This is a genomic window from Cyanobium sp. A1C-AMD, from assembly GCF_024346495.1.
In the GTDB taxonomy this organism is placed as follows: domain Bacteria; phylum Cyanobacteriota; class Cyanobacteriia; order PCC-6307; family Cyanobiaceae; genus Cyanobium_A; species Cyanobium_A usitatum.
Window position 1 is genome coordinate 1 of sequence record NZ_JAGQDB010000080.1, and the last position, 10,174, is coordinate 10,174.

The 10,174-nt window shown below is 66.9% G+C and carries 13 protein-coding genes and 2 pseudogenes; 7 read left to right on the forward strand and 8 right to left on the reverse strand.

The features are described 5' to 3' along the window. Positions 1-304 (forward strand): annotated as a pseudogene (locus tag KBY74_RS11545) (bifunctional cobalt-precorrin-7 (C(5))-methyltransferase/cobalt-precorrin-6B (C(15))-methyltransferase); the annotation flags it as partial. On the opposite strand, the gene KBY74_RS11550 reads toward KBY74_RS11545, so the two are convergent. Genes KBY74_RS11550 through pheS form a run of 4 tightly spaced genes read right to left on the reverse strand, consistent with a single transcriptional unit; the run spans position 267 to position 3,400 of the window. Beyond that, on the reverse strand, positions 267-755 hold the full coding sequence (locus KBY74_RS11550; RefSeq protein WP_254942834.1) for a DUF192 domain-containing protein: 489 nt from the start codon (positions 753-755) through the stop codon (positions 267-269). The pseudogene KBY74_RS11545 and the gene KBY74_RS11550 sit on opposite strands and share 38 nt — an antisense overlap. Then, a complete protein-coding gene (locus KBY74_RS11555) occupies positions 752-1,423 on the reverse strand; it encodes a response regulator transcription factor (RefSeq protein ID WP_254942835.1) in 672 nt (223 codons plus the stop codon). The genes KBY74_RS11550 and KBY74_RS11555 overlap by 4 nt, the downstream gene beginning before the upstream one ends. Then, positions 1,420-2,337: an NAD(+) kinase gene (locus KBY74_RS11560; RefSeq protein WP_254942836.1), complete on the reverse strand. Its 918-nt coding sequence runs from the start codon at positions 2,335-2,337 to the stop codon at positions 1,420-1,422. Before KBY74_RS11560 ends, KBY74_RS11555 begins: the two co-directional genes overlap by 4 nt. 55 nt (positions 2,338-2,392) lie before the next feature. Then, complete coding sequence (gene pheS / locus KBY74_RS11565; protein ID WP_106502230.1) at positions 2,393-3,400, reverse strand: phenylalanine--tRNA ligase subunit alpha; 1,008 nt, start codon at positions 3,398-3,400, stop codon at positions 2,393-2,395. 72 nt (positions 3,401-3,472) lie between these two features. Between pheS and surE the strand changes: the two genes are divergently transcribed. After that, positions 3,473-4,258, forward strand: coding sequence for a 5'/3'-nucleotidase SurE (gene surE, locus KBY74_RS11570; protein WP_106502229.1), 786 nt, complete (start codon positions 3,473-3,475; stop codon positions 4,256-4,258). A gap of 11 nt (positions 4,259-4,269) precedes the next feature. On the opposite strand, the gene KBY74_RS11575 is transcribed toward surE, so the two are convergent. Further along, a complete protein-coding gene (locus KBY74_RS11575) occupies positions 4,270-4,851 on the reverse strand; it encodes a DUF3611 family protein (protein WP_254942837.1) in 582 nt (193 codons plus the stop codon). Positions 4,852-4,928: 77 nt separating this feature from the next. Between KBY74_RS11575 and KBY74_RS11580 the strand changes: the two genes are divergently transcribed. From KBY74_RS11580 to KBY74_RS11600, 5 genes are all read left to right on the forward strand, one after another. After that, positions 4,929-5,912: a bifunctional riboflavin kinase/FAD synthetase gene (locus KBY74_RS11580; RefSeq protein WP_396123183.1), complete on the forward strand. Its 984-nt coding sequence runs from the start codon at positions 4,929-4,931 to the stop codon at positions 5,910-5,912. Between the two features lie 68 nt (positions 5,913-5,980). After that, complete coding sequence (locus KBY74_RS11585) at positions 5,981-7,060, forward strand: thiamine phosphate synthase (RefSeq protein ID WP_254942839.1); 1,080 nt, start codon at positions 5,981-5,983, stop codon at positions 7,058-7,060. Continuing rightward, positions 7,060-7,263 (forward strand): sulfur carrier protein ThiS, encoded by a 204-nt coding sequence (gene thiS / locus KBY74_RS11590; protein WP_254942842.1) that lies wholly within the window; start codon positions 7,060-7,062, stop codon positions 7,261-7,263. The genes KBY74_RS11585 and thiS overlap by 1 nt, the downstream gene beginning before the upstream one ends. 82 nt (positions 7,264-7,345) lie before the next feature. Continuing rightward, complete coding sequence (locus KBY74_RS11595; protein WP_254942843.1) at positions 7,346-8,263, forward strand: DUF1517 domain-containing protein; 918 nt, start codon at positions 7,346-7,348, stop codon at positions 8,261-8,263. Positions 8,264-8,369: 106 nt separating this feature from the next. Next, positions 8,370-8,528, forward strand: coding sequence for a hypothetical protein (locus KBY74_RS11600; protein ID WP_254937779.1), 159 nt, complete (start codon positions 8,370-8,372; stop codon positions 8,526-8,528). Here the strand turns inward: KBY74_RS11600 and larB are convergent. The 3 genes and pseudogenes from larB to KBY74_RS11615 all read right to left on the reverse strand — a co-directional run. Continuing rightward, entirely contained in the window at positions 8,502-9,215 is a 714-nt protein-coding gene (larB, locus tag KBY74_RS11605) for a nickel pincer cofactor biosynthesis protein LarB (RefSeq protein WP_254942840.1), read from the reverse strand. The genes KBY74_RS11600 and larB overlap by 27 nt on opposite strands. Continuing rightward, positions 9,212-10,063 carry a class I SAM-dependent methyltransferase gene (locus KBY74_RS11610; RefSeq protein ID WP_254942841.1) on the reverse strand — a complete coding sequence of 284 codons (852 nt, stop codon included), beginning with the start codon at positions 10,061-10,063 and terminating at the stop codon, positions 9,212-9,214. Before KBY74_RS11610 ends, larB begins: the two co-directional genes overlap by 4 nt. After that, a pseudogene (locus KBY74_RS11615) lies at positions 10,060-10,174 on the reverse strand (TIGR03792 family protein); the annotation flags it as partial. The pseudogene KBY74_RS11615 and the gene KBY74_RS11610, both read right to left, overlap by 4 nt.

The following is a 10,174-nucleotide window of genomic DNA, read 5'->3' on the forward strand; positions in this document are numbered from 1 at the left end:
CGAGGGCCGGGCCCCCGAGGCCCTGGCGGAGCTGCCCGATCCGGATCGGGTGCTGATCGGCGGAGGTGGCCGCGAGCGCGCGGCGGTGCTGGCTGCGGTGCTGCAGCGGCTGCGGCCTGGCGGGGTGGTGGTGATCCCCCTGGCCACGTTGGAAGCTTTGGCGGAGTTGCGGCCGCTGCTGGAGCAGGCGGGCTGCCAGGTGGCGCTGGCCCAGCACCAGGCCTGGCGCGGTGCCCCTCTCGCCGATGGCACCCGCCTGTCGCCGCTCAATCCGGTGTTGGTGTTGAAGGGGCGGCTGCCTTGATGGCCTCTAGCCGCACCGCCGTGCCCACCTGGATGCCCTGGGCTGCGGCCTGGCCGGCGGCAAGCTCCAGCACGCCGTCCACCTCCTGATCAGGGCCGTAGCTGCGGCAGGGCAGGTGCAGGCAGGGTTTGGTGTGGGCTTCGATCGCCACCACCCGGCCGCCCTGCACAAACAACATGTCGAGGGGTTCGGGGGTGCGGTGCATCCAGAAGCGCGCCAGAGACGGCGGGTTGTAGGGGAACCACATGCCCCGCAATGGCGCTAGCGCCGGCCGCAGCTGCAGGCCCTTGCTCTGCTTTTCGGGGGTGTCGGCCACCTCCATGGCGATACAGCGATCAGGCGCCAGGCACCACCGGGCCGTGATCGGCAGCCATTGGGGCGGCGGCGTGAAGCCGCACAGCAGGGCAGCCACCCCAGGTAGGGCTAGCCCCCAGCCGCGTCTGGCGCTCATTCGCGGGCCTCCAGCTGGGGCAGCCGCTCGCTCAGGCAATAGCCCTGACCGCGGATCGTGTGGATCAGCCGTCGTTCGCCGCCCTCCTCCAGCTTCTGGCGCAGGTAGCGCACATAGACCTCAATCACGTTGCTGCTGCTGTTGCTGGCCTGCTCGTCGTTCCATACCTGGCGCAGGATCAACTCCCGGCTCACCACAGTGCCCTTGCGCTCCAGCAGCAGCAGCAGCAGCTGGTATTCCCTGGCCGTCAGGCCCACGGGCCGCGCTCCCCGTTTCACTTGGCGGGTGCTGGGATTCAGCACCAGGTCGCCCACCTGCAGTAGCTGGGCCGGCACATTGGCGCGGCTTGTGAGATCTAGATGCAATCGCAGCCGCATCAGCAGGTCGCTGGGGCCGAGGCTCGAAAGCCAGAAGTCGTCTGCTCCTGAGCTGAGGCAGTGGACCCGCGCCTCCACCGTGTCGTCGCCCACATCCAGCAGCACGGGGATGGGGCCCCACTGTTCTCGCAGGGAGGCGATGCGGCCCGAATCGCCGCTGGAAAGCAGCACCGCATCTGGGGTTGCCCCAGCCGGCACAGGCTCCCTGCAGCACGAGTAGCCGGAAGCCTCCAGCCGTGGCGCCAGGGCCTCGGCTTCCGGGCCCAGCAGCAGGATGTGGGAATCGTTCATGGCGCCGTGCCGTTGCCGGGCTTGGCCACGTGGGGCAGGCCCCAACCCAATTTGTTGCGCAGCACCTGGAAAAACTCGTGGTCGGCCAGCCGCACAAAGCGCGCGGGCTGCTCGCTGCGGCGTACCAGGATTCGATCCTCCGGCCAGATGTAACAACCAGCGCTGCCATCCACCACCATCATCAGTCGCTCGGGCGTGGCGGGAAACACCGTCACCGGCTCGCGGTCGCTGAACACCAGGGCGCGCGAAGCCAGCGAATGGGGTGCGATCGGCGTGAGTTGCAGCACCGGGCAGTCGGGGGTGATCACCGGTCCGCCGGCGCTGAGGGCGTAGGCGGTGGAGCCGGTGGGGGTGGCGAGGATCACCCCGTCGGCGGCGATATCGACTGGGGCATGGCGGCCGATGGCGATTTCGAAGTGGCACATCGAGGTGAGCGGCTCGCGGTGCAAGGCCATTTCGTTGAGGCAGAGCACCTCCCAGCGCCGCTGCTCGCCGCGCATCACGCTGACGATCAGCATCGTGCGCTCCTCCACCGTCCACTCGCCGGAGAGCACCTGCTCCAGGGCCCCCTCCAGCTGGTGCAGGTAGGCCTCCGCCAGAAAGCCCAGATGGCCCGTATTGATGGTGAGGATCGGGACGCCAACCGGAGCCGTTTGACGGGCAGCTGACAGCACGGTGCCGTCGCCGCCCAGCACCACCGCCAGGCTTAGGTCCCGGTCGAAGCCGGCCGGCACGCAGGCCGCATAGCCCCGGGTGCGCAGGTGCTGGTCGGGGTTGGCGAAACCCACCATGCCGCCGGAGCTGCTAACCCGCACCACGCCGTAGCCGGCCGCCGTAAAACGCGCCTCGATGGCGTCGGCGGTGGACAGGGCGAGGTCCTTGCCGTCATTCACGATCAGTCCGACGCGGGGCACCGATCGGGAAGCGAGGGGCTGTCCGAGTTTATGGGGCTCCAATCAAACCGCCCAACTAAAACTGCTCCAGGAAGCGCAGGTCGCTGGTGTAGAGGCGGCGAATGTCGTCGATGCCGTGGCGCACCATGCAGAAGCGCTCGACACCCAGGCCAGCGGCAAAGCCGCTCCAGCGCTCTGGATCAAGGCCCATACCGGTGAGCACGGCGGGGTCGACCATGCCGCAGCCCATCACCTCCAGCCAGCGGCCACGCCACTGCACATCCACCTCGGCGCTGGGTTCGGTGAAGGGGAAGTAGCTGGCCCGAAAGCGCACCGGTAGGTCGCCGAAGAACTGTTGCAGAAAGGCCGTGACGGTGCCGCGCAGGTGGCTGAAGTCCAACCCCTCATCAATCGCCAGCACCTCCACCTGGTGGAACACGGGCGAGTGGGTGGCATCCACGGCGTCGCGGCGATAAACCCGCCCTGGGGCGATCACCCGCACTGGCGGTGGGTTGTTCTCCAGGTAGCGGATCTGCACCGGCGAGGTGTGGGTGCGCAGCAGTTGGCTATCGCCCAGATAAAAGGTGTCCTGCATGTCCCGGGCGGGGTGATGCTCGGGGATGTTGAGGGCCGTGAAGTTGTAGTAGTCGCTCTCGATCTCAGGCCCCTCCGATACCCGATATCCCAGGCCGGCAAAGATGTCGACGATCTCTTCGATCGTGCTGATTAAGGGGTGGCGGTGGCCCGGCGGCGTGAAGCTGCAGGCCGCAGTGACGTCAATGGTTTCGCCGGCGAGACGCTCGGCCATGGCTGCGCTTTTCACTGCCGTAAGCCGCTCGCCAAGGAGCGCCTGCACCTGCTCTTTGAGCACGTTGGCCCTTTGGCCGATCAGGGGCCGCTCATCGCCAGGCAGCTTGCCCATGGCGCCGAGCACGCCAGAAAGGCGCCCCTTCTTGCCGAGCAGTCCCACTCGAAGTTCTTCCAGTTCAGCAGCGGTGCTGGCGGTGGAGATCTCTGCTGCAGCCTGGCTTTCCAGCGCCTGGAGCTGGTCGGTGAGCTGCTGCAGGGAAACGGTGGCGCTCACGGCAGGGGCGGAGGGATTGCTGACTGTAAGGAGCCACCCCAGTTACGTTGCGGCTAAATGGCGTTAGGCCCGATGGCACCGCTCAAGATCCTGATCAGCAACGACGACGGGGTCTTCGCTGAAGGCATTCGAACTCTGGCCAATGCGGCCCTGGCCCGCGGCCACCAGGTGAGTGTGGTGTGTCCTGACCAGGAGCGCTCCGCTACGGGCCACGGTCTCACCCTGCAGACCCCTATTCGGGCGGAGCGGGCTGATGAGTTGTTCGATGATGGCGTCCAGGCCTGGGCCTGCAGCGGCACCCCCTCGGACTGCGTCAAGCTCGCCCTGTTTTCTTTGCTGGATGAGTGGCCGGATCTGGTGCTCTCCGGCATCAACCACGGCCCCAACCTGGGCACAGATGTGCTGTATTCCGGCACGGTGAGTGCGGCGATGGAGGGCACGATTGAGGGCCTTCCCGCCCTGGCAGTAAGTAGTGCCGACTTTCAATGGCGCCAATTTGCGCCAGCGGCACGCCTCGCCCTCGATGTGGCTGAGCGGATGCTGGCGGAGGGTTGGCCCAGCAACATGTTGCTCAATCTCAATGTGCCGCCCCGGCCGGCTGAGGCGATTGGAGAGCTGCGCTGGTGCAATTCAGCGGTGCGTCGCTACACCGACCAGTTCGAGCAGCGGGTAGACCCCCGCGGCCGCAGCTACTACTGGCTGGCGGGGGAGGTGGTCAACGATCTGGAGGCCCAGGTGTCGGGGCCGGCGGCCTGGCCCACCGATGTGGCCCAGATCAATGCCGGTGGTGTCTCCCTGACGCCGCTCCAACCGGATATTTTCTGGCGCGGCCGCACGGCTGATCTGCCGGTTTGGTGAGCGGCCGATAATCAGGCTGTGCGGTAAACCCGCTGCAGCAGCCAGAGGCTGATCCAGAGCCCGATCAGATGGGCAAACAGCACCTGGGTGTTGCCCAGCACGGCCAACATCTCGATCGAGGTGATCGGTAGACCGATCACTCGCCCGGCCACGCCAGGGGTTGCCTGGATCTGGGCACCAAAGAAGCCGGGCACCTGTTGGGAGGCCTGCACAAACAGGCTGCCGGCCAGCGACTGATAGCCCAGCACCGCCAGGGTGATGCCGGCCAGGTCGGCCAGCACGCCCCGCTTGATCAGCCGCGTTGTTTCACCCTTGCTGGGCCGCACCGGCGAATTGAGGGCCCGGCCGCAGCGCACCACCAGCCAGCTCTGCCAGATGCACCAGATCAGCAGCAGGAAGGCGATGGTGGTGAGCGAGATGCCAGGCCCCAGGCCGAGGGCGCGGGCTGAATTGGCCGCCAGGCGGCCGCCGATGTTGTTGAAAAGCAGCACCCCAACCACCACCACTCCCAGCACCACCTGGGACCAGAGCCGAATCCAGCCCAGGCGCCGCAATGCCGCGGCGATTAGCTGCAGGTCGAGGCGGTCAGCCATTCAGCCATCCAGATGGGTGACCCAAAGGTGCCATGGGAGAATCGATTTGGCTCCCGTTGCCTTTGGGTTCCGTAGCGTTGATACCCCTGCGATCCCCCCAGGAGGCCCTGCGCCCCACGGCCATCGCCCTCGGCAGCTTTGATGGCCTGCATCAGGGCCATCGCCGCGTCATCTCGGCGGTTACTGCTGCGGCTGGCAACGAAGCGGCGGCGATTCCCACGGTGGTGAGCTTTTGGCCCCATCCCCGCGAGGTGCTGCACGGCGAGGCGCGCTTGCGGCTCGACCTGCCCGCTGAAAAGCTGCATCTGCTGGAGCCCCTGGGCATTGAGCAGCTGGTGCTGGTGCCCTTCAGCCGGGAGCTGGCCGCCCTCAGCCCCGAGGCCTTCGTGGAGCAGGTGCTCGTGGGCCAGCTGGCGGCCCAGCGGGTCGCCGTCGGTGACAACTTCCGCTTCGGGGCCGGCCGAAGTGGCGACAGTCAGGCCCTGGCGGTGATTGGTGCCCGTCACGGCATCGAGGTGCAGGTGCTGCCGATGCTCTGGGATGGCGAGGAGCGGGTGAGCAGCAGCCGCATCCGCCGGGCCCTAGGGGCCGGAGATCTGGCGGAAGCCCGCCGCTTGCTGGAGCGTCCCTATCGCTTCAGCGGGCTAGTGGTGCGTGGTCGCGGGCTTGGTAAGCAACTCGGTTGGCCCACCGCCAACCTGCAGGTGGATGGCCGTAAGTTTTTGCCGCTGGAGGGGGTTTATGCAGCGACCGCGTCTGTGGAAGGTGAGGCCATGTTGCCGGCGGTCATGAACCTCGGCCCCCAGCCCACGGTGGATCCCACGTCTCCCTCGGCGGTGGAGGTGCACCTGCTCGATCGGCAGCTGGAGCTTGAGGGATTGGAGCTGGTGGTGGAGCCGCTGCAACTGCTGCGCCGCCAGCAAACCTTCGCCAGCTTTGAGCAGCTCGCAGCCCAGATTGCGGCCGATGCCCAGCTGGCCCGTGCCTTATGCGCCGGGATAGGCGTGGGTGAGACCCCAGCCAATGAAGGTTGCGATCCCGCCGAGCAGCAGAATCCCTGAAATCAGCACCAGCATCGGGCTGTCGGTATTGGCCCGATTTGGCTCGCCTGCCATTGGCCCCCTGTGTGATGGATCCCACCCTAGACAGCTCCTCCAGCCCCGCTCGCGACCGTCTGCTTGATGCCAACCTCGATCGGGCTCGGGAGGGCTTGCGGGTGCTGGAAGATTGGGCCCGCTTTGGCCTCGATCGGGGCGATTTGGTGGTGCGCACCAAGGACATGCGCCAGCGGCTGGGCAGGTTGCATCGCGATGCCTACAAATTTGCGCGCCATACCGCCACCGATCCGGCCGCGGGCCTCGGCCATCCGGCCCAAGCGGAGCGATCCAGCCCCAGCGCCGTGGTGGGTGCCAACGCCGGCCGGGTGCAGGAGGCTTTGCGGGTGCTGGAGGAATTTGGGCGCAGCAGCGATCCCCTGCTGGCTGAGGAGGCCTCAGCTCTGCGCTATCTGCTCTACGACCTGGAAGTGGATTTGTTGCAGGCCTGTCGTCTGGCCGCTGCGGGCGGGGCGGGCCGCCGAGAGCTGCTGGCTAGCTGCCGCCTTTATTTAGTTACCTCGCCAGTGCCCGACCTGGAGGGGGTGGTAGCCGCCGCCCTGGGGGCCGGGGTACGCCTGGTGCAATACCGCGCCAAGGAGGCCGCCGGTCTCGATGACCTGCAAAAACTCAGCCAGGCCCGGGCCCTGCGCCAACTCTGCGCCGCCCATGGAGCCCTGTTTTTGGTGAATGATCGAATTGATATTGCCCTGGCGGTGGAGGCCGACGGGGTGCACCTGGGCCAGGGGGATCTGCCGCCGGCGGTGGCGCGCCAGCTGCTGGGCCCCGATCGGTTGATTGGCCGCAGCACCCATGCCCTGGACCAGCTGCAGCAGGCGGTCAGCGATGGCTGCGACTACCTGGGAGTCGGCCCGGTGGAAGCCACCCCCACCAAGCCCGGCCGGGAGCCGGTGGGGCTCGATTACGTACGCCAGGCCGCGGCGGCTAGTCCGATCCCCTTCTTTGCCATCGGCGGGCTGGAGGCCAGCAAGGTGGCGGCGGTGCGGGCTGCTGGAGCCCAGCGGATTGCGGTGGTGCGGGCGATCACCGAGGCGGTTGATCCGGCTGCCGCCACCGCCGAGCTGCTGGCAGCACTTGAGGCGCCGGCTCTGTGATCACCCTGCAGGTAAACGGCGATCAGCGAGTTTGCTCAGACGGGCTCCATTTGGAGCAGGCCCTGCTGGAACTGGGCTACAAACCCCGCTTGGTGGTGGTGGAGTTCAACGGCACGATTTTGCCCAGACAGCTCTGGCCCGCCCAGCCGGTGGTGGAATCCGATGTGCTGGAGGTGGTCACCATTGTGGGCGGTGGTTCCTAGATTTCGACCAATTGCTTTTAGCGCCTTGGCGCTTTCAACCCGTTTGGTTTTGCGGCGCTGTTTCAGCTTGTTGGCCGTGCCGATGTTGGCCCTGAGCCTGTTGGTGGTGCACCCCAGCCCCAGCTGGGCCGCCAGTGGCGGCCGCATCGGTGGCGGCAGCTTCCGCTCGGCCCCCTCGATGCCAAGGAGCTATGGCGGTGGTGGCTACGGAGGAGGTGGTGGCTACAACAGCGGCTACCGCGGTGGCTACGGGGGAGGGGGCATTGGCTTTCCCTTCCTGATTCCAATGTTTGGTTTTGGTGGTGGCGGCCTGTTCGGTTTCCTTGTGCTGATGGCCGTGGGAGGTCTGTTGCTCAACGCGGTGCGAGGTGGCGGTGGCGGCGGCCAGGGGCCAGCAATTTCCGGCAGCCGCGGCGATCTGGTGGGCGGCGGCCGTCCCGATGGCCCCGTCACGATCAGCCAGTTGCAGGTTGGGCTGCTGGCATCGGCCCGCCAGCTTCAAACCGATCTGCGCCGTCTAGCTGGCAGCGCTGACACCAGCCATGCGGCGGGCCTCCAAGCCCTGCTTCAAGAGACCACCTTGGCCCTGCTGCGCCACCCCGACCTCTGGGTCTATGCCAATTCAGAGGTGGGTCAGGTTCCTTTTGGTAGTGCCGAATCAACCTTCAATCGCCTCTCGATGACTGAGCGCAGCAAGTTGCAGCGGGAGGTCACCACCAATGTGGGCGGCAAGCGCTTTAGCGATGACAGCGTGGCTGCAGGTGATAGCGATGCCAGTAGCGATTTCATCGCCGTCACCCTGCTGGTAGCAAGCCGCAGCCGGCTTGCTCTTAAGGGTTCGGGCAGTGCCGACCAGGTGCGTGATTCGCTGCAGCAGCTCGGTGCCGTCGGCGCCGCTGATCTGCTGGCGATCGAGGTGATCTGGCAGCCTGAAGGGGCCGGTGAAGTGCTGAGCACCGAAGAATTGCTGACGGCCTACCCCCAGCTCCAACACCTCTAGGACTGTTGTCCTGGTTCGAGTCCCAAACGGCGAGGGGAGATCGTTGCTTGTCCCCTTGCCCCTAACTGGCTAGCTACCCACACTGCGCTGAGTGCCGGCTGGTTTGATGCTGCGTCGCTCGCCAACCTGGGTTAATACAGCGGTGCTGCTGCAGGCCATCGAGCGCTACGAGCAGGGACTCTTGCCCCGCTCGATGCAGCTCTGGATCCAAGCGGTGCTCGAGATTGAGCAGCCCGGTTCAACTCCCCTGCGTCCAGGCTGCTGACCGGCCAGGCCCGCAGCCCAGGATCCGCAGGGCTGCCATAGCGGCGCCGTAACCGTTGTCGATGTTCACTACCGTGAGCCCGGGGGCGCAACTGGCCAACATGCCGTGCAGGGCGGCTACGCCACCGGCACTTACGCCGTAGCCCACCGCCACTGGCACGCCAATCACCGGCTGGGGCAGCAGCCCGGCCAGCACGGTGGGCAGGGCTCCCTCCATACCAGCGCAGGCGATCAGCACATCGGCATGACGCAGGTCTTCGAGGCGCTCCAGCAGCCGGTGCAGCCCCGCCACGCCCACATCCAGCACCAGCTCGGTGGCGATGCCATGGCAGGCCAGGGCCAGCTGGGCCTCGGCCGCCACCGGTAAATCGCTGGTGCCGCCGCTTAGCACCGCTACCCGACCCAGCTTTGATTCTGGGCTTGGTAGGAGGCCGGCGCTGAGACAGCGGGCCTGGGAATGGTGCCGCAGAATCCAGGCCTCCCCTCGCTCCGGCCCAAGTAGTGCTGCCACGGCTTCCGCCTTCTCAGGGGAGACGCGGGTCACAAGCGCCAGCTCTCCTGCGCCATGCAGCTCCTCCAGGATCCGGCCGATCTGCTCAGCACTTTTGTGCTCGCCCCAGATCGCCTCCACCATCCCCAGCCGCTGGCGGCGGCCAAGGTCGAGTCGATGCTCCGGGCTGCCGTTCATAGCCGCTCCCACACCATCTCAACAATGGCCGGTGTCACCCAGAGGCTGGCGTGCTGCTGGCCCCATGCCAGTTCGGCCTCCAGGTCGGCCTGCTCCGCGGCGCTCCAGAGGCCGGCGGCGGCCAGCTGGGCTGGGTAGCTAGTGAGAAAGTCAATCAACCACTGGGCTTTTGGATGGTCAGTGGGGGAGCAGGCCATCAGGCTGGAGCTATGGAGCAGCCGAAAGCCGCGGGCCTCCAGCAGCTGCGGCAGGCGCTGGGCCACGTTTGGGTCGCCGCCGTGAGCCCACCAGTGCTGGATGCAGCGGGCCCCAAACTTCGCCAGCTGGTCGCCTTTGGGGTGTAGGGCGAAGGTTTCCCATTTGATGTACTCGTGCAGCACTAGCCGGCCGCCCGGCCGTAGGGCCGCGGCCAGCCGATCCAGCAATGGCTCCAGCCTGGGCAGAAACATCGCCACCCAGCGGCACCAGGCCCCATCCCAGCTGCTCGCCCCCAGCGCCCCATCTAGTTCACTGGCTGGGTCTCGCTCCTTGGCTAGATCCCCCAGCTGGGGCATCACTTGCAACAGCTGCCGCTGCTGGCATTGCTGCTGCAGGTGCTCGAGGTAGGCCGGGGCACTGTCGATCGCCAACACCTGGCCATGGGCCCCCACCCGCTCGGCCAGGTCCAGGCTGGCGAAACCGGGGCCGCAGCCGACGTCGAGCAGTCGCTGGCCAGGGCCGAAGCCGGCCCGATCCCAGCCGGCCAGCATTTCTGGACGCCAGATCTGGTGCTGGCGCTCCAGCCGGGACCTCTCTTCGGGATGGCTGCCGAGCACGTAGGTGGCCTGGTCTGCGCCGATGCGGCTCATGGCGGCAGCAGCTCACCTTCAAAAACCAGCGGGAAGGGGTTGCCTTGCGATTGGCCGGTGGCCGCCTGGGCCAGCTGCTCGAAACGCTCCTGCACCGCCTGCACCGCTTGC